Below are 19,556 nucleotides of genomic sequence, written 5' to 3' on the forward strand. Positions count from 1 at the left end.
ATGACGACATCGGAACAGGATCGCTGGTCACGCGTGAAGAGCCGGCTGCGCTCGAACGTCGGCGAAGACGTCTACACGAGCTGGTTTGCGCGCATGGATCTCGAAGGCGTGCAGGAAGAGAGCGTGCGTCTCTCGGTGCCGACCCGCTTCCTGAAGAGCTGGATCCAGGCCCATTATGCCGAGCGCGTGCTGTCGTGTTGGCAGGCCGAGATGCCGGAGGTGCATCGCATCGATCTCACCGTTCGCTCCGCGGTGCGCCCCGTGGTGCAGCCGAAGGAAGCGCCCGCGCCGGTCGAAGCACGCCGCGCGCCGGCACCCGAGCTGCGCTCGACCGCGACCGCGCCGGTCTCGGCCAATCATGATGCGCTCGGCGGCTCGCCGCTCGATCCGCGCCTGACCTTTGCGAGCTTCGTCGTCGGCCGCTCCAACACGCTGGCGCATGCCGCCGCGCGTCAGGTCGCCGAAGGTCGCCGCGGCGACCCCGTGATGTTCAACCCGCTCTACATCCATGCCGGCGTCGGCCTCGGCAAGACGCATCTCCTGCAGGCCGTGACCTGGGCCGGCAATTCCGGCAACGAGCGCAAGGTGCTCTATCTCACTGCGGAAAAATTCATGTACGGCTTCGTCGCCGCGCTGAAGACGCAGACGGCACTCGCCTTCAAGGAAGCGCTGCGCGGCATCGACGTGCTGGTCATCGACGACCTGCAGTTCCTGCAGGGCAAGTCGACGCAGGCCGAGTTCTGTCACACGCTGAATGCGCTGATCGATGCCGGCCGTCAGGTCGTGATCGCGGCCGACCGTCCGCCGTCCGATCTGGAAAGCCTGGATGACCGCGTCCGCTCGCGCCTGGCCGGCGGTCTCGTGGTCGAGATGGCCTCGCTCGGCGAAGAGCTGCGCCACGGCATTCTCAAGTCGCGCGTCGCAGCCGCCCGCGCCCATCATGCGACCTTCGACGTGCCGGAAGAGGTGCTGCACTATCTGGCGCGCACCATCACCCATAACGGCCGCGACCTCGAAGGCGCGATCAACCGCCTGCTGGCGCACTCGAAGCTCAACAACCAGCCGGTGACGCTGGAGATGGCCGAGCGCGAGGTGCGCGACCTGATCCGGCCGCAGGAGCCGAAGCGGATCAAGATCGAGGACATCCAGCGCGTGGTGGCACGGCAGTATAATGTCAGCCGCTCCGACCTCCTGTCGTCGCGCCGGACCGCCAATGTGGTGCGTCCGCGCCAGGTGGCGATGTACCTCGCCAAGACGCTGACCCTGCGCTCGCTGCCCGAGATCGGCCGGCGCTTCGGGGGCCGCGACCACACCACGGTGCTGCATGCCGTGCGCAAGATCGAGGCACTGGTTTCCAAGGACAATGCGCTGTCCGAGGAGGTCGAGTCGCTCAAACGCCAGCTTCAGGAATAAACGCCTAGGCGACCTCCTGCCATTCTCCCGCCGCCCCGGCCCCGCCCGGGCGGCGGTCGCGTTTCTGCGGGTAAATCGTGGGGAACTGGCTCCCGATCCCTTGAATCCCCCGTCCATCCGCGCCACCTTGCGCGACCCTGACGGCTTTGGTCATATCGGCTGGATGATCCGGCTTTCCGGGGTCTTCGGTGCCGCGGCGCACTTTCCTCCGCCCGGCTTTTTCCATCTTTTGGGGATCGGGCGAGTAGTGCAATGAAGGTTACGGTCGAACGCGCGCAACTCCTGAAGTCGCTGGGCCATGTCCACCGCGTGGTCGAGCGCCGCAACACGATTCCGATCCTGGGCAACGTGCTGGTGCGCGCCGAGAACGCGAAATTGTCGCTGAAGGCGACCGACCTCGACCTCGAGGTGACCGAGACGCTGCCGGCGGAAACCGCCACGGCAGGCTCCACCACCGTGCCGGCGCACATGTTCTACGACATCGTGCGCAAGCTGCCGGACGGATCGCAGATCGTGCTGGAAGCCGACGGCGACCGCGCCGTGCTGGCGATCCGCGCCGGCCGTTCGCGCTTCACGCTGCAGACCCTGCCCGAGAACGATTTCCCGGATCTCGCCGCCGGCGATTTGTCGCATTCGTTCTCGCTGGCCGCCAAGGACGTCAAGCGGCTGATCGACCGCACCCAGTTCGCGATCTCGACCGAAGAGACCCGCTATTACCTCAACGGCATCTATCTGCATGCGGCCGGCACGGCGAAGGCCGCGACCCTGCGCGGCGTCGCCACCGACGGCCACCGCCTCGCCCAGCTCGACCTGGTCCAGCCCAAGGGTGCCGAGGGCATGCCCGGCGTGATCGTGCCGCGCAAGACCGTCGGCGAGGTGCAGCGCCTGATCGAGGACAACGAGGCCGAGGTCACGATCGAGCTGTCGCAGGCCAAGATCCGCTTCACCCTCGGCAATGTGGTGCTGACCTCGAAGCTGATCGACGGCACCTTCCCCGATTACGGCCGCGTCATTCCGCAAGGCAACGACAAGGAGCTCGTCGTCGACAAGAAGGATTTTGAGAACGCGGTCGACCGCGTCTCGACGATTTCGAGCGAACGCGGCCGCGCGGTCAAACTGTCGCTGTCGCCGGGCAAGCTGGTGCTGTCGGTGACCAATCCGGATTCCGGCAGCGCCACCGAAGAGATCGAGGTCGAGTACGCCTCCGACGCGCTCGATATCGGCTTCAACTCCCGCTACCTGCTCGACATCGCCGCCCAGATCGAAGGCGACGTCGCGACGTTGAAGCTCGCCGACCCCGGCTCGCCGACCCTGGTGCAGGACAAGGACGACAAGAGCGCGCTCTACGTGCTGATGCCGATGCGGGTGTGAGGGGCTACCGGCGTTCCTCCGCATCGACTACATCCGTCCTTGCCGGGCGCAGAGGCCCGGCGATGACAAAGACAGCATGACCCCCTCCCGCATTCACCGCCTGACGCTGACGCATTTTCGGAACTATCGGGCGGCGGGGCTCGAGACGGCGGCTGACATGGTGGCGCTGGTCGGGCCGAACGGGGCGGGCAAGACCAATTGCATCGAGGCGATCTCGTTCCTGTCGCCCGGACGCGGCTTGCGGCGCGCCACGCTGGAGGACGTCGCCGACAACCAGGGCGACGGCTCCTGGGCCGTGTCCGCGCAGGTCGAGGGCGCTTTGGGCTTGGCCACGCTCGGCACCGGCATCGAGCCGCCGCGCGCGGATACCGCCGTCAACCGCCGCTGCCGCATCGACCGCGAGCCGGTGACTTCCGCGGCGGCCTTCGGCGATCACATCCGCATGGTGTGGCTGACGCCGGCGATGGACGGGCTGTTCATGGGCGCGGCTTCCGAGCGGCGGCGCTTCTTCGACCGCCTGGTGCTCGCGATCGACAGCGAGCATTCCAGCCGCATCAACGCGCTCGAACGTTCGCTGCGCTCGCGCAACCGCCTGCTCGAGACGCGCAATTACGACGACCATTGGTGCGACGCGATCGAGCGCGAGACCGCCGAGCTCGCGGTCGCCGTCGCCGCCACGCGCGGCCAGACCGCGGCGCGCCTCACCGGCATGCTCAACACGCGCGCACAGCAGTCCGCATTTCCCTCGGCGCAGATCGCGCTCGACGGCTGGATGGAGAACGCGCTGCTGACCGAGACCGCGACCTCGGTCGAGGATCGCTACCGCCAGATCCTGCGTGACAACCGCCCGCGCGATGCCATTGCCGGCCGCACCACCGACGGCCCGCATCTCACCGACCTGCAGGTGGTCTACGCGCCGAAGAGCATGCCCGCGCGCGATGCCTCGACCGGCGAGCAGAAGGCGCTCCTGATCGGTCTCGTGCTGGCGCATGCGACGCTGGTCGCCGAGATGACCGGCATCGTGCCGCTGCTGCTGCTCGACGAGGTCGTCGCGCATCTCGATCCGAACAGGCGCGCCGCGTTGTTCGACGAGCTGCGCAAGCTCGGCGCGCAGGTGTGGCTGACCGGCGCGGACCCGGCCGCGTTTGCCGAGATCGGCGCGGGCGGCGAAGTCTTTGACGTCGAGAGCGGACGCGTTTCCGCCCGGCGATAGAGCCGTCGTTGAACCCGGTCATTTCCAGTCGCGACTAGCTCCCTGAGGCCGCGCCGACGGTGTCGCAGCCGTTGCAATCGCGGCGATCTCACATCGCGCGATGTCCTGAGGAGTGACCATGCGGACGGTAAGGCTCGGAGCGAAAGCTCCGGCACGATGGCGAGCGTTTGTGTGCGGCCTCGCCCTCCTCGCAGGCTGCACGCTCGCGGCCACTGCCGGCGTCTGGATGCCGCATCTCGCGACGCTGGTCTCGCCTACGCTGACACCGGATCCGGAGGCAACTCTGCCCGCGCCAACCCGGTACAGCTTCAGAGGGATCCACACCACCATCATCCGCGGCGTTGAAGCGCCGCTCCGCACCACGCTGGAGGCCACCATTCCCGCGGAGCTCAGCGACGTCCTCGCTTTCTATCGCACCGAGCTCGGAAAGCGCGGCTGGCAGGAGACGCCGGATGGTCGCGTGGTCGCCGCCGACCATGCCCACGTCGCCTTCGTCTCCCCGCTGGGGCCGGGAATGCTCGAGCTCGGCCGCAGGAACAGCAGCACCATCGTCAATCTCGTCCAGCGCAACCGCGATGTCGCGATCCAGGGCAACGTCCTGCCCGAGCCCGGCCAGGCGATGCTGGTGTTCTCCAATATCAGCGAGACCGACGCCGCGCTCACGATCAACGATCGAACCATCAAGCGCGCCGCCGGCACCCGTGCCGTGTCGCTGGATCTGCCACCCGGCAAATATTCCTACGAGCTGAGCGTGCCGGGCCATCCGGCCACCACCCATGTCCTTGAGTTCGCCGCCGGCGATACCTGGGAGCTCACGGTCGGGCGCGACGGCGAGGCCTGGTCGCCCCTCCTGCTGTACTGAGCCGATTTGAACCTCACGGGTTCCCGCCGCGACTAGTCGTCTGAGGCCGCGTCGACGGTGTCGCAGCCTGCAATTGCGCGATGGATCAAGGCCCGCGCAAAACCCAGGAGTTTTCACGATGTCGACGATCAAGCGCGGGGCGCAGGTCCCGGCCCGCTGGCGGCTGCTTGCCTGCGGCCTTCTGCTGATGGCGAGCGCTTCGTTGCCCGCGCGCGCCGATGATGGCTACGTCGACGTTCACACCCTGCCGCAGCTCGAGGGCGCGGTGGACGATCCGTCACTCAAAAATCGCGACCGCGTCGAATATCGTATGCCGACGCCGGAAACCGTGACCGCGCCGGCCGTGAAGAAACTCCTCAGCGCGGACGGCTGGGTGCCCTATGTGCGACCGCTGGAGGAAAAGAGCGACACGCTGAATTTCAAGAAGGGCCGGCAAGGCCTGTCCGTCCATTTCACGCAGGCCCTCGGCCGGCCCGACCAATCCGTGGTGTACTACACGCCCGACCGGATCTATGGAAACGTGCCGTTCCCCGACGGCGCGCTCGGCATCGTGTTCGATGGCACCAGGCCCTATCTCGGCTGCATCGCGCCGACGGTGCTCGAGGCGACGCTTGATTTCTACACCAGAGAAATGGCCGCAATCGGCTGGCAGAAGCTCACGCCGGAAACGGCCGCGCGCTGGACCAATGCCGGCCTCGACGATGCCGTTCCGAACGGCGTGCGCGTCTACTACGAGCATCCCGACAGCGAAGTGACCGGCTTCTACAGGCAGAAGCCCGTGATGCTGACGATGACACGCCGCGACGACGGCAAGACCAATGTCGAGATCCGGACGGCCGTCTTCGCCCTGCCCGCCGAGCTCAAGCTCGACGGCGATTCCGCAGGCTTTCCACGACCGGACGCGACAAAGACGTCCATGGGCAAGGGCAACGCCACCACCGCCAAGCGCGAAATGTCGGCCGCCGTGATGGCTAATCTGCCTGCCGTGCTCGCCTTCTACCATCGCGAGCTCGCCGCACGCGGCTGGCGCGAGGATGGCAACGCGCCGCTCGCCCCCGGCGACGAGGTTGCGATCAAGGTTTCCACGGCGGAGGAGACCGGCGTGCTGCGGCTCGGCCGCAAATATGATTTCACCATGGTCAGCCTGGCCACGCAGCTGACGGACACGGCGATCGCGGCACGGATCAAGGCCAAGAAGGATGCCGACGACAAGTTCATGAAGGACGCCGAGGCGATGGCAAAACAGGTCATCGCCGCCGACGAAGCCCGGCGCAAGGTGCAGGCCGCCGCGCTCTCCGATGCGCCGCTGCAGGCGCTCGCCGACAGCAAGACGCCGGTGCCGCTGCCCGAGAACGCGCAGGAGGTGACGTTCAACGGCGACGACGGCCGGCTCGAATTCAATGCAGCCTCCAGCGTCAAGGCGCTGACGGCTTTCTACCGGGCCTCGCTGAAGCCCGCAGGCTGGAAGGAGCAGCCCTCGGTGATCAACCAGCCGAACATGGCGGTGATGGAGTTTTCGAAGGGCGGCAAGTCGATCTCGATGACCGTGATGCAGATGGGTCCGAAGGTGAATGTCAGCGCCGATGGCTCGGGCCTCAAGATGGCTGCGGCCAATCCTGCGTCCAAAGCCAGGCCGGCGGGCAGCGATCCTGCCGTCGCCCAGGCCAAAGCGTCCGCCCCGCTGGAAGCGGATCCGGACTCTGCGCTGCCCGTGCCGAAGCAGCGCACATCGACCTCACTCGGCACGGCAAAACTGCCCGGAATCGAGGTGCCGTTCCGCCGCGAGCTCGAGGCCAGCGTACCTGCCGCACTCAGCGACGTGCTGGCGTTCTATCGCAGCGAGCTGACAAAGCTCGGCTGGCAGGAGAAGCCGGACGGCGCGGCCGTCAGTGCCGATCGCGTCCAGCTCGCCTTCACGTCCGCTCAGGGACCAGCCGTGTTGAAGCTCGGCCGCGCCAATGGCGAGACGTCGGTCAATCTGGTGCAGAAGAACCCGGATGCCGCGACCAAGGCGGACATCATGCCCAAGCCCGGCCAGGCCAAGCTGCTGTTCGGCAACATGGGCTCCCAGGACGCGCAGCTCACGATCAACAAGCAGACCATCAAGGTTGCGGCCGGTGCCGGTGGCCCTCAATCGCCGAAGGGGCCGATGCTCGATCTGCCGCCGGGCAAATACCAGTACTCGCTTAAAATGGCAGGTCGCCCGGCCCGCAACGACACCCTGGACATCGCCGCGGGCGATGCCTGGGGCCTGATGGTGGGGCCGACCGGCGAAGTGCTGCCGCTGCAAATGTATTGATCCGATCGCCAAACCCTTGATGCGGAGAGCAAGCATGACGACGGTCAGGCGCAGGACGAAGGTCCCGGCACGGTGGTGGCTGCTGGTGTGCGGCCTCACGCTTCTTGCGGGCTGTTCGCAGGAGCCGCTGACCGCAGCGGATCCCCACGCCGACATGCCCGTGCCGACGCGAGCCAGCCACTCGAGCTTCAGCACCTCGCACGCGTCCGGCATCGAAGTCCCGTTCCGGGTCGAGCTCGAAGCCCAGGTGCCCGCAGAGCTCAACGACGTCTTGGCCTTCTACCGTGCGGAACTCGGAAAGCGCGGCTGGCAGGAAAAGGCGGAGGGCGCGACGGTCGCCGCCGATCGCGCGCGGCTCGTGTTCGCTTCCCCGAAGGGACCGGGCACGCTGACGCTCGACCGTGCCAAGGGCGAGACCACGATCGACCTGGTCCAGCGAAATACGGAGGTCGCGGCCAAGGCCAACTTCCTGCCCGCATCAGGACAGGCGCGGCTGATCTTCGGCTATCTCGTACCTGATGTGGCCTCGCTCGCGATCAACGATCAGATCATCGAGATCGCGGGCGGCGTCAACCATCCACAAATGCTCGATCTGCCGCCCGGCACGTATCCCTACACGCTGCTCGTATCGGGCCGTCGGGTCCGCACCGATAGCATCACCGTGGCCGCCGGCGAGACCTGGGGCCTGAGGTTGGATGACGGCGACAGGAAGTCGGACCGGATTTACTGAACTCCGGAGGGCCGCCCCGCGGCCCCGCGGCCCCACGGCGCCTTCCGAACAGGCCGCTGCAACCCCGCAAAATCCACGCCTTCAGGGGTCAAAAACAGGGCCTCGAATCGGGCTTTTCGAGGAGCCCTGAATCGGCCCTCAAAAGCCTTGAAAACTCGTTGAAAAACCCTATGTGCTCAAAGGGTTGCCGGAGGATACTTTGCGCTAGGCGCAAGCGGTCTTTCATGGCACAAATAGCCTGCAAATCAGCGCCTTTTGCGCCGCTGATTCGGGCGACATTTCGAAGGCCTCTCATGACAGAACCTGCTCGGCAGACGCCTGCCGAAAACGAGCCCTCAAATCCGAGCGATTACGGGGCGGAATCGATCCGCGTGCTCAAGGGGCTCGATGCCGTTCGCAAGCGTCCGGGCATGTATATCGGCGACACCGATGACGGCTCGGGCTTACACCACATGGTGTACGAAGTCGTCGACAACGCGATCGACGAAGCGCTGGCAGGGCACGCCTCGCGCGTCGACGTCGTGCTCAACGCCGACAATTCAGTCACGGTGCGCGACGACGGCCGCGGCATCCCCGTCGACATCCACAAGGGCGAAGGCATTTCGGCGGCCGAGGTCATCATGACCCAGCTGCACGCCGGCGGAAAGTTCGACCAGAACTCCTACAAGGTCTCCGGCGGCCTGCACGGTGTCGGCGTCTCCGTCGTCAACGCGCTGTCGAGCAAGCTCGGCTTGCGCATCTGGCGCGACGACAAGGAACATTACATCGAGTTCGCCCATGGCGATGCGGTCGCACCGCTCAAGGTCGTCGGCGATGCGCCGGGCCGGCGCGGCACCGAGGTGACGTTCATGGCGTCCACCGAGACCTTCAAGAACGTCGAATATGATTTCGCCACGCTCGAGCATCGCCTGCGCGAGCTCGCTTTCCTCAATTCTGGCGTCAACATCGCGCTCTCCGACATGCGTCACGCGGTCGAGAAGCGCGAGGAGATGCACTATTCCGGCGGCGTCGAGGAGTTCGTCAAATATCTCGACCGCAACAAGAAAGCCCTGGTGCCCACGCCGATCATGGTGCGTGCCGAAGCCAACGGCATCGGCGTCGAGGCCGCCTTGTGGTGGAACGACAGCTACCATGAGAACGTGCTGTGCTTCACCAACAACATCCCGCAGCGTGACGGCGGCACCCATCTCGCCGGCTTCCGCGGCGCGCTGACGCGCCAGGTCAACGGCTATGCCGAAGCCAATGCGAAGAAGGAAAAGATCGCGCTGACCGGCGACGACTGCCGCGAAGGCCTGACGGCCGTGCTGTCGGTGAAGGTGCCGGACCCGAAGTTTTCGTCGCAGACCAAGGACAAGCTGGTGTCCTCGGAAGTGCGCCCCGTGGTCGAGAACGTGCTCAACGAGGCGCTGCAGGCCTGGTTCGAGGAGCACCCGTCCGAAGCCAAGATGATCGTCGGCAAGGTGATCCAGGCTGCGGCTGCCCGCGAAGCCGCGCGAAAGGCGCGCGAGCTGACGCGCAAGAGCCCGCTGTCGGTCTCCTCGCTGCCCGGCAAGCTCGCCGACTGCCAGGAAAAGGATCCGGCCAAGTCCGAACTCTTCATCGTCGAGGGTGACTCGGCAGGCGGCAGCGCCAAGCAGGGCCGCAACCGCGAATTCCAGGCCGTCTTGCCGCTGCGCGGCAAGATCTTGAACGTCGAACGCGTCCGCCCCGACAAGATGCTGGGCAGCGAGCAGATCGGCACGCTGATCACCGCGCTCGGCACCAGCATCGGCGACGAGTTCTCGGTCGAGAAACTGCGCTATCACAAGATCATCGTGATGACGGACGCCGACGTCGACGGCGCCCACATCCGCACGCTGCTGCTGACCTTCTTCTACCGGCAGATGCGCGACATCATCGACGGCGGCTATCTCTATATCGCCCAGCCGCCGCTCTATAAGGTCTCCCGCGGCAAGTCCGAGCAATATCTGAAGGACGAGCGCGCGCTGGAAGATTACCTGATCGACGCCGGTCTGGACGATTGCGTCTTCATTCCCGGCACCGGCGGCGACCGCACCGGGCGCGATCTGCGCGCGCTGGTCGACGACGCCCGCGTCGTCCGCAGCATCCTGCGCAACCTCCACAGCCGCTATAACCGGAAGGTGGTCGAGCAGGCTGCCATCACCGGCGTGCTGAACAAGTCGGTCTACGGCAACCCCGAGAACGCCGCAGCCGCCGCGCAGTACATCGCGACCCGGCTGGACAACCAGGCCGAGGAGGTCGAGCGCGGCTGGGTCGGACAATTCGTCGAAGGCCAGGGCTTCCTGTTCGAGCGCACCGTGCGCGGCGTCAAGGAAGCGGCCATCATCGATGATGCGCTGCTCGGCTCGGCCGAAGCCCGCAAGCTCGACGAGTACGCGCCCAAACTCCAGGACGTCTACGCCCGCTCCGGCAAGCTACGCCGCAAGGACAGCGAGCATGTGGTGCACGGTCCGTCCGACCTGTTCGAGGCGGTGACCGAAGCCGGCCGCAAGGGCATCTCGCTGCAGCGCTACAAAGGCCTCGGCGAGATGAACCCGGAGCAACTCTGGGAGACGACGCTCGACACCGACGTGCGCTCGCTGCTGCAGGTGAAGGTCAAGGAGGTCGACGAGGCCGACGACATCTTCACCAAGCTGATGGGCGATGTGGTCGAACCGCGCCGCGACTTCATCCAGGAACATTCGCTCAGCGCGACGATCGATATCTAGCACTCGGCCCAAGCCCCGGGCGCATGTCACCTCTCCCCGCTGGGGAGAGGTGCACTGAGACCGAGCCCCTGAACCTCCCCGCCCGCGATCGCGACGAAATGGCGTGAACCCATTGGCCAATTCCGGCCGGGAAACGCGATGCCATGAGTGCGCCTGCATCGAAGTCAGCTATTCCCTCCCGCCGCCTTGGCGTGATCGGGAGCCTCGTTGGCATGCTGGCCTTCATTGCGGCCGTGCTGCCGCACTGGGTCGTGCCGATGGTGTATCCGCCGCCACCGGCTGACCAGGTCATCGTCGACACCGGTCATCGCATCAAGGACCGCATCGTCGCGCGCGTGAAGGGCGTGGAGTATCAGGCGCCCAAGGTCGAAAAATCGGCTGGACGGAGCTGGAGCGAAATTGCCTCGGTAGCCGCGATCTCGCTCGGCCTGCTCGCCATCCTGTTCTCGGTCCTGTCGCTGATCTTCCGGGAAGAGCGCCTTCTGGCCGCCGTCGCCGCCACGCTCGGCACCGGCGCCATCGCGATTGAAATCTCCTTCGTCATGATCGGCGCACTGATCCTGATCGCGATCCTCTATGTGGTGGGAAATATCATCGGACTGTTTTGACGGGCGCCTTTGGCAGCCTTCCCGGGACTGACGGACGAGCCCCGAACGACGGCCGGCGCATTTGCTACCGCGCTCAATTCCCTATAGTTTCCGCCTCCAAAGCAGCCCGCCCCAACCCAACAGGACGGAGAGATCCAAGTGGCGCCCATCCAATACATCGTCGAGGGCGGTCACCGGCTCTCGGGCTCGATCGAGCCGGCCGGCAACAAGAATTCGGCGCTGCCGATCATCGCGGCCGCCCTGCTCACCGAGCATCCGGTGACGCTGGAGAACGTGCCGCGGATCCGCGACACCGAGACGCTGGTCGAGCTGGTCCGCTCCGTCGGTGCGTCCGCGGAATGGACCGCCCGCAACACGCTTCACATCCACGCCAAGAGCATTCGCGCCGCCGATCTCGATCCCGAGCTCTGCGTTCGCATCCGCGCCTCGATCCTGCTCGCCGGGCCCCTGCTCGCGCGCTGCGGCGAGGTGATGCTGCCGCCGCCCGGCGGCGACGTCATCGGCCGGCGCCGGCTCGACACCCATGTGCTCGCGCTGGAGCAACTCGGCGCCAAGGTCACCGCGACCGACCGGCTCGAATTCCGCGCGCCGAAGCTCACCGGCGCCGACGTGTTCCTCGACGAGCCGAGCGTCACCGCGACCGAGAATGCGCTGGTCGCGGCCGTCGCGGCCGACGGCGTCACCTATTTGCGCAACGTGGCCTCCGAGCCGCATGTGCAGGACCTCGCCAATTTCCTGGTCGCGCTGGGTGCCAAGATCGAGGGCATCGGCACCAACACCATGATCGTGCATGGACCGGCGACGCTGGGCGAAACCACCTACCGGATTCAGCCCGACCATATCGAGGTCGGCTCGCTGATCGGTCTCGCCGCCGTGACGCGCTCGCCGCTGCGCATCGTGGGCGCCGGCGTCGAGCATCTGCGCTCGATCCGCATGGGTTTCGAGCGGCTCGGCATCGTTTGCCGCGTCGAGGGCGACGACCTGATCGTGCCATCGAACCAGACGCTGAAGATCCAGGACGATTTTGGCGGCCACGTGCCGAAGCTGGAAGACCAGCCCTGGCCGGCCTTCCCGGCCGACCTGATGTCGATCGCGATCGTCACCGCCACGCAGTGCGAAGGCGTGATCCTGATGTTCGAGAAGATGTTCGAGTCGCGGATGTTCTTCGTCGACAAGCTGATCGGGATGGGCGCGCGCATCGTGCTGTGCGATCCGCATCGCGCGATCATCGCGGGTCCCAGCCGGCTGCACGGCGCGACGCTGAGTTCGCCCGACATCCGCGCCGGCATGGCGATGCTGCTCGCCGCCGTCTGCGCCGAGGGCACCTCCACCATCAACAACGCCGACCAGATCGAGCGCGGCTACGAGCGCATCGACGAACGGCTGAACGCGCTGGGGGCGAAGATCCGGCGCGTGCCGGAACGGAAGGGGTGATCTTCGCCTCTCCCCGCTTGCGGGGAGAGGCCGGAATGCGCGCCCCGGCGCGCGTTCCGGGTGAGGGGGACTCTCCGCGAGTCCAACTCTCACCGTCCCCGCGGAGACTCCCCCTCACCCCGACCCTCTCCCCGCAAGCGGGGCGAGGGAGAAGACGCCCGAGCCATGTTTTCGTCGCCCTGCGATGATAATGGATAGCCATGCTCGACACCGTCGAACCACATCCGCAGCCGCAAACCGGCGTGCAAAGCCATCTCGCGCAGGAGTTCGCCGAGACGCTGCGGCTGGCCCTGCCGATGATGCTGACGCAGCTCGGGCAGATCGCGATGATCACGAGCGATCTCGCGCTGATCGGCAGGCTCGGCGAGGATTCGGTCGCCGCTGCGGCACTTGCGCACACCGTCTATTTCGTCAGCTTCACCTTCGGGCTTGGATTGATGGCTGTGGTATCGCCGCTGGCAGCCCAGGCATTCGGCGCAGGCGACGTCAGGCGCATCCGCCTGTCCTTGCGCGTCGGCCTCTGGGTCGCGCTGCTGATCTCGCTGCCGATGATGGCTTCGCCCCTCTATGGCGAGCACATCCTGATCGCGCTCGGACAGGCGCCGCATTCGGCCGCGCTCGCCCAGCGCTACCTGAATGGGCTGGCCTGGGGCATCGCGCCGGCGCTCGGCTTCATCGCGTTGCGCAGCATGATGAGCGCCGTGAACCGGCCGCAGGCGCCGCTGTGGATCACGCTCGCGGCGATCCCCGCGAATTTCGTGCTGGTCTACTGCCTGATCCATGGCCTGTTCGGCCTGCCCGAGCTCGGCCTGTTCGGCGCGGGACTGGCGACGACACTGGTCAATCTCGGCACCTTCATCGCTGCGCTCGCCATCGCAGGCCTGCGCAAGCCGTTCGCGGATTATCATCCGCTGGTCCAGCTATGGCGGATCGACTGGCCGTTGACGCGCCAGCTGATCGCGATCGGCGCGCCGATCTCGTTCTCCCTGCTGCTGGAATACGGCCTGTTCTCTTCGGCTGCGCTGTTGATGGGACTGATCTCGACGACCGCACTCGCCGCGCACCAGATCGCGCTCCAGGTCACGGCCATCCTGTTCATGGTCCCGCTCGGCATCGGCATGGCCGCGACGGTGCGGGTCGGCCACGCCTTCGGCCGTAACGACCCGGCGGGCGTCCGACGCGCGGGCCTCGTCGCGGCGGTGCTCGGGATCGCGTTTGTCGCCGGCCTGACGGTTGCCATCGTCCTCGGCCGCTACGAGCTCGGACGGCTGTTCTTCGGCCGCAGCGAAGCCAGCGCGCCGACTGTCGAGCTCACCGCAACGCTTCTGCTGGTCGGCGCGACCTTCTTCATCGCCGATGCGCTGCAGACCATCATGGGCGGCGCGCTGCGCGGCATCAATGACACACAGATGACACTGGTGTTCGCCGCGATCGGCTATTGGTGCGTGGGCTTCCCGATTGCCTGGGCGCTGGCCTTCCACGCCGGTCTCGGCGCGGTCGGCGTCTGGATCGGACTGTCGATCGGATCGTTCGTCTATGCCGGACTCTTGATCTTGCGATTCCGGATGCTGACGCGCAAACTGGCGGGATGACCAGCCCAGTCCGCGAAGTCACCCCCAACGTCGATGCCGGCACGGTGCTGTCGGGCGCGCAGTTCATCGACGCGTTTCGTGTCGATATCGGCCCGGCGGCGGTGAACGCCCGCGAGGCCTGCACCAGGATGGTGCTGAACGGGCCACGCTGGGTCGAGGCGCTGACACGCCTGCGCAACATTCTCGTGACGCCATTCGGCCTGAAGCAATCGGGCGAAGGCGCGCCTGCGCCCGGCGGCCTGATCGGCCTGTTTCCGGTGTTGAGCGAGACGCCGGAGCGGCTGATCGCCGGCTTCAATGATTCTCACCTCGATTTTCGCATCGTCGTCGACGTAGCCGGGGATGCAGCGAGCCGCCAGGTCACCTTGACCACCCTGGTGAAAACGAACAATTTCCTCGGGCGGACCTACCTCACGCTGATCACGCCGTTCCACAAGCTCGTGGCCCGCGGCATGATGGGGAGGATCGCGGAGCCGGTGCGATGACGCTGTCCGTCGACCTGTTCTTCTCGTTTCGCAGCCCCTTCAGCTATCTGGCGCTGCCGAAGACGCTGAAGCTGGTCGCGGACTATGATCTCGCGGTGAACCTGCGGCCGGTCTATCCGCTCGCGGTGCGCGTGCCAGGTTTCTTCAAGAAAGCGAGCCCGAATTTCATTCGCTATGTGGTGCTCGACAGCACGCGCGTGGCGCAACACGAGGGCATTCCGTTCCGCTTTCCGCGACCGGATCCGATCGTGCAGGACAAGACGACGTTCGATGTCGCGACGGAGCAGCCCTATATCCATCGCCTGACACGGCTCGGTGCCATGGCGCAGCTCGAAGGCCGCTCGCTCGCATTCACGGATGCGATCGCGCGCGTGCTCTGGGACGGTTCGGTCGCGGGCTGGAACGAGGGCGATCATCTCGCGCGCGCCGCCGCGACGGCCGGCTTCGATCTCGCGGCGATGGACGCTGCGATCGGCGCCGATCCGGATCGCTACGAGCAGGTGATCGCCGAGAACGAGAAGGACCACGCCGCCTCCGGCCATTGGGGCGTACCGACCTTCACGTTCGAGAACGAGCCGTTCTTCGGCCAGGACCGCATCGATCTGCTGGTCTGGCGCCTGCAAAGCAAGGGCCTGACGAAACGATAGCTCACTCCGCGAGCTTCACCGGCCCATCGGCCGCGGCTTCCGACCATTCGCCGACGACGCGATCGAGATCGCAGAGATTCTGGTGCATCTGCTCCAGCGAGAAGCCGAGCGCGAAGAAGCGCTCAGCGGTATCGCCGGGATGGCCGCGGATCACGCCATCCTGGCGCACAGCCGCGACCGCCTCGGCATAATGCTGAAGCGCGACGTGCACCGGGTGGATCGGCGGCGCGCCGGCGCCCGCGCGGATGGCTTCGGCCGCGGACTTCAGGAAGCGCACGATTGCCGCGCTGACCTCCGCGAGAGGGCCTGCGAGCCTGACCTGCACCTCGACCGGCAGCGGCACCACCGTGGCGCGGCCGATCATCACGACGTCGTGGCGCAACCGCAGGATCGTGCGCAGCAGCGGGCCGGTGTCGGGACCGCTCGACAGCCGCGCCGAACGTTCACGCTCGGCCTCGGCACCGATGGTATTCATGCCCACCATGGCGGTGCCGATCCCATCCTGGATCCGATGCAGCGCATCGTTGTCGCGGCCACGGGTGAGACCCGCGAGCAATTCCGTGAACGCCTCCGCGATCAGCTCGAGCAGTTTCGCCGCGCTGGCGCGGATCTGGCGCACCGCGCGCGACGGCAGCACCAGGAACGAGACCAGGAGCCCGGTGATGGCGCCGACCGAAACCTCGCTGACGCGGTCAATCGCCGACGCCATCGGATCGGCGTGATGCATGCTCGGAAGCACCAGCACGATCACGGCCGTCACCGTTGCAGAGCTCAGGTTCGGATAGATCGACGAGAGAAAGGCAAGCGGCGCGACGGCCAGCACCAGCAAGCCCAGAAGACCGAGTTCGCTGGAATAAGGGATCAGGATTGCGATCGCGCCACCATAGACCGCGCCGCCAATCGTGCCGAGCATGTAGTCGCGCGTCGCCTTCAGCGAGCGCCCGACGCTCATCTGGGTCACGATGATGGAGGTGAGGACGGCCCAGAGCGGCAACAGCAGATGCAGCGCGGTGGCAAGCGCATAGGCCCCGGTGGCCGCGACCGTGACCCGGACCGCCAGGCCCAATTGCGTCTTGCGCGACCAGATCCAGTCGAACAGCTCCTTTGCGCCTGCCATCGTCGAATATCCCGATCCTCGCAACCAACCAAAAGCATAGCTGATGCCCGCGGCCCCAAGGCCGCTTGAAAGGCCAAATCACCCCGCCTAACTTGCCGGCCAAAACGAGGAAACACGATGGCTCACGAAACCGCAACGCTGGCTGCCTATGTCGCCAACCTGAAATTCGCAGATATTCCGGCGGAAGTGCTGGATCGCGCCAAGGTGCTGACGCTGGATTTCCTCGGCAGCGCCATCCGGGCGCGGAGCGAGGCGGAATCGACCCCGTCGCTGCTGAAGATGCTCGAAGCGCTCGCGCTCGACACCAAGGGCGACTCCACCGTGTTCGGCGATGCCAAGACCTGGACACCGGCGGTGGCCGCCCTGCTCAACGGAGCGCTCGGCCATTCCCTCGATTTCGACGACACGCACGCCGATTCCTCGCTGCATCCGAGCGCGCCGGTGGTTCCGGCCGCGTTTGCCGTCGGCGAGATGGTCGGCGCCTCCGGGCGCGACGTGCTGACCGCGATCGTGGCCGGCTATGAGGTGTGCTGCCGGCTCGGCAACGCGCTCGACCCGACCTCGCACTATGCGCGCGGCTTCCATCCGACCGCGACCGCCGGCACCTATGGCGCGGCCGCGGCCGCGGCAAAGCTGTTCGGCCTCTCCGAGGCGCAGATCATCGCCGCCTTCGGCGTCGCCGGCAGCCAGGCCGCGGGCTCGCTGCAATTCCTGATGAACGGCGCCTGGAACAAGCGCTACCAGGTCGGCGCGGCCGCGATGAACGGTGTGATCGCCGCGACGCTGGCGCGCAACGATTTCGTCGGCGCGACGGAATCGGTCGAAGGCAAGCACGGCCTGCTCGCCGGCTACACCGACGATGCGCATCCCGACAAGGCGGTCGCCGGGCTCGGCAAGACCTATGAGACCATGAAGATCGGCGTCAAACCCTATCCGAGCTGCCGCTACACCCATGCCGCGATCGACGCGCTGATCGCGATGCGGCGCGAGCACAATCTGACGCCCGACCAGGTCAAGCGCGTCGAGATCGGCCTGCATCGCAACGGCATCACGCTGACGGGCGATGCGGCCACCAAGCGGCATCCGACCTCGATCGTCGGCGGCCAGTTCTCGATGTTCTTCACCGGCGCGCTCGCGCTCGACCAGGGCTCGTTCGGCTGGGACGATTACAACCGCTTGGGTGACGCCGCCATCGACGCGCTCGCCGACAAGTTCGACGTGGTGCAGGACGACCGGCTCGAGGTCGGCCGCACCCATCCGTTCGGCGCACGCGTGAGCATCACCACCGATGACGGCGTGCACGAGCGGCTCTATGCCGATCCCTCGGGCGAGCCGACCTCGTTCCCGGATGCGCAGGCGATGCAGCAGAAATTCCTGACGCTGGCGCGGCCCGTGCTGAACGCCCGGGCCGACAAATTCGCCGACGCGATCATGACGCTGGAGCGCTTCGATCGCGTCGCGAAGGCGACGGAGCTGGGGCGGCAGTAGCCGCCTAATTCGCGCCCGCCAGTTTCCCATTCTCGCGCGTTATCGCCACGACATCGCGCACGAGGTCGAACACACCGTCCACGTCCGGCGGGAAGTTCGGCGAGCGGCCGAGGCGCACGATCACCAGCCTCTCCGACGGGATCACGATCGTGTATTGCCCGATCGTGCCCTTGGCGAAGAAGGCATCGCCCGGCCAGCCATGGTCGACGCGAAATTTCGCGCCGAAACTGTTGCCCTGGTTGGTCCAGAAGCCTGCACCGATGCCGACCCACGCGTGGGGCGTGGCCGTCGCGGAGTAGTTCACCCAGCCCTCGGGTAGGATGCGCTTGCCGCCGACGACGCCGTCGTTGAGATAGAGCTGGCCGAACCGCGCCCAGTCGCGTGCGGACGCCATCATTTCGCCGGCGCCCTCGATCGTGCCGGCGCCATCAAGCTGAAGCGTGACGTCGTGCATGCCGAGCGGCGCGAACAATTCGCGGCGCGCGAAGCGGAGCGCATCGGCGGGCTTGCCGCCGGCGGCGTCACGCAGCAGTTGCGCGAGGATGAGGAAATTGCCGTCGTGATAATTCCACGCCGTGCCCGGCGCGGTTGCGAGCGGCGCGCGCTCGGCAAAGCCAGCCATATCGTCCTCGGCATATTTCATGGTGTTGACCGGCTCGAGCACGGAGCCAAGCTTGGCCTCCAGCGAGCTGCCGAGCGCGAGGCCTGCGGTATGACGCAGCAACTGGTCGACGGTGATGGCATGGCGCGGATCGTCCGGATTTTGCCAGGCGGCAATTGGCGCGGGCCCGTCCAGTCTCAACTTGCCCTGGCGCACGAGAATGCCCGTCAGCGCTGACATCACCGACTTCGTCATGGAGAAGCCGAGCAGCCGCGTCTCCGGTCCGATACCGTCGGCATAACGCTCGGCGACGATGCGGCCCGCCTTCATGACGACGATCGCGCGCGTGCGGCGATAAGGCGGCTGCGCGGGCTCGGCGAAGGCACGGTCGAGCGCGGCGGACAGCCCCTCGCTTTGCGGCGGCACGAGTCCCGGACCGGCAATGTCGGGCAGTAAGGCGGGCTGCTTGTCATCCGGCGGCAACGCGACGTCGGCGATCCCCCGGCCGTGCTCGAGCGAGCAACCGAGACCTTCGCGATAGACGGCATGGCTGCGGCCGATCCCGAACAGGGACACCGTGACATCCTTGCGCGTGCGATCGATCTGCAGATTCATTGCCCAGCTCAAGAGACCTGTGCCCGGCATCGCGTCGATGGTCTCGTTGAGATCGCGCATGGGATCGAGGCCGGAGACGAAGGTCTCCGAGCAGAGCGTATGGGCGATGAAGCCGGTGGCAACCTTGGGCACGTCACGCGCCCGCGCCGCGCCGAGCGCGAGGCCGGCACAGGCGATGGCGGTGGTGAGGAGGACGATCTTACGGCGACGGGTCACGGGCTTTCTCCGGCTACGGGGCATGTGCGGGAGAGCAAGGCCGGATGCGGGCGAGACACGCTCGCCGGATTTGAAAATCGACCTCGTCGAAACTGATCGGGACTAGTCGATTTCGAAATTCATACGTGATTTCAGG

The 19,556-nt window shown here is 66.5% G+C and carries 15 protein-coding genes; 13 read left to right on the plus strand and 2 right to left on the minus strand.

Annotation, left to right across the window (positions count from 1 at the left end):
* From dnaA to NLM31_RS00060, 12 genes are all read left to right on the plus strand, one after another.
* Window positions 1-1,413 (plus strand): chromosomal replication initiator protein DnaA (dnaA, locus tag NLM31_RS00005; RefSeq protein WP_254127079.1); only part of this gene is annotated, 1,413 nt, incomplete at its 5' end.
* Between the two features lie 252 nt (window positions 1,414-1,665).
* Window positions 1,666-2,784, plus strand: coding sequence for a DNA polymerase III subunit beta (gene dnaN / locus NLM31_RS00010; RefSeq protein ID WP_254127081.1), 1,119 nt, complete (start codon window positions 1,666-1,668; stop codon window positions 2,782-2,784).
* A gap of 76 nt (window positions 2,785-2,860) precedes the next feature.
* Window positions 2,861-3,997 (plus strand): DNA replication/repair protein RecF, encoded by a 1,137-nt coding sequence (gene recF, locus NLM31_RS00015; RefSeq protein ID WP_254191116.1) that lies wholly within the window; start codon window positions 2,861-2,863, stop codon window positions 3,995-3,997.
* A gap of 118 nt (window positions 3,998-4,115) precedes the next feature.
* Window positions 4,116-4,859 (plus strand): hypothetical protein, encoded by a 744-nt coding sequence (locus tag NLM31_RS00020; protein ID WP_254127083.1) that lies wholly within the window; start codon window positions 4,116-4,118, stop codon window positions 4,857-4,859.
* A gap of 118 nt (window positions 4,860-4,977) precedes the next feature.
* A complete protein-coding gene (locus tag NLM31_RS00025; RefSeq protein WP_254191117.1) occupies window positions 4,978-7,158 on the plus strand; it encodes a hypothetical protein in 2,181 nt (726 codons plus the stop codon).
* Between the two features lie 34 nt (window positions 7,159-7,192).
* On the plus strand, window positions 7,193-7,888 hold the full coding sequence (locus NLM31_RS00030; protein ID WP_254191118.1) for a hypothetical protein: 696 nt from the start codon (window positions 7,193-7,195) through the stop codon (window positions 7,886-7,888).
* Between the two features lie 293 nt (window positions 7,889-8,181).
* Window positions 8,182-10,617, plus strand: a complete 2,436-nt coding sequence (gene gyrB / locus NLM31_RS00035) for a DNA topoisomerase (ATP-hydrolyzing) subunit B (protein ID WP_254127089.1) — start codon at window positions 8,182-8,184, stop codon at window positions 10,615-10,617.
* Between the two features lie 143 nt (window positions 10,618-10,760).
* Window positions 10,761-11,225: a hypothetical protein gene (locus NLM31_RS00040; RefSeq protein ID WP_254191119.1), complete on the plus strand. Its 465-nt coding sequence runs from the start codon at window positions 10,761-10,763 to the stop codon at window positions 11,223-11,225.
* Window positions 11,226-11,363: 138 nt separating this feature from the next.
* A complete protein-coding gene (gene murA, locus NLM31_RS00045) occupies window positions 11,364-12,659 on the plus strand; it encodes a UDP-N-acetylglucosamine 1-carboxyvinyltransferase (protein ID WP_254191120.1) in 1,296 nt (431 codons plus the stop codon).
* Between the two features lie 200 nt (window positions 12,660-12,859).
* On the plus strand, window positions 12,860-14,251 hold the full coding sequence (locus NLM31_RS00050) for an MATE family efflux transporter (RefSeq protein WP_254191121.1): 1,392 nt from the start codon (window positions 12,860-12,862) through the stop codon (window positions 14,249-14,251).
* Window positions 14,248-14,736, plus strand: coding sequence for a DUF2867 domain-containing protein (locus tag NLM31_RS00055; protein ID WP_254127094.1), 489 nt, complete (start codon window positions 14,248-14,250; stop codon window positions 14,734-14,736). The genes NLM31_RS00050 and NLM31_RS00055 overlap by 4 nt, the downstream gene beginning before the upstream one ends.
* A complete protein-coding gene (locus NLM31_RS00060) occupies window positions 14,733-15,383 on the plus strand; it encodes a 2-hydroxychromene-2-carboxylate isomerase (RefSeq protein ID WP_254191122.1) in 651 nt (216 codons plus the stop codon). Before NLM31_RS00055 ends, NLM31_RS00060 begins: the two co-directional genes overlap by 4 nt.
* 1 nt (window position 15,384) lies before the next feature.
* On the opposite strand, the gene NLM31_RS00065 is transcribed toward NLM31_RS00060, so the two are convergent.
* Window positions 15,385-16,500 (minus strand): aromatic acid exporter family protein, encoded by a 1,116-nt coding sequence (locus NLM31_RS00065; RefSeq protein WP_254191123.1) that lies wholly within the window; start codon window positions 16,498-16,500, stop codon window positions 15,385-15,387.
* A gap of 117 nt (window positions 16,501-16,617) precedes the next feature.
* Here NLM31_RS00065 and NLM31_RS00070 point away from each other — a divergent pair, with 117 nt between their 5' ends.
* A complete protein-coding gene (locus NLM31_RS00070; protein ID WP_254127097.1) occupies window positions 16,618-17,988 on the plus strand; it encodes an MmgE/PrpD family protein in 1,371 nt (456 codons plus the stop codon).
* A 4-nt stretch (window positions 17,989-17,992) separates the two neighbouring features.
* Here the strand turns inward: NLM31_RS00070 and NLM31_RS00075 are convergent, their stop codons facing one another.
* Window positions 17,993-19,420, minus strand: coding sequence for a serine hydrolase (locus NLM31_RS00075; protein ID WP_254191124.1), 1,428 nt, complete (start codon window positions 19,418-19,420; stop codon window positions 17,993-17,995).
* Between the last annotated feature and the right edge of the window lie 136 nt (window positions 19,421-19,556).

The sequence above is a fragment of the Bradyrhizobium sp. CCGUVB4N genome (genome assembly GCF_024199945.1).
In the GTDB taxonomy this organism is placed as follows: domain Bacteria; phylum Pseudomonadota; class Alphaproteobacteria; order Rhizobiales; family Xanthobacteraceae; genus Bradyrhizobium.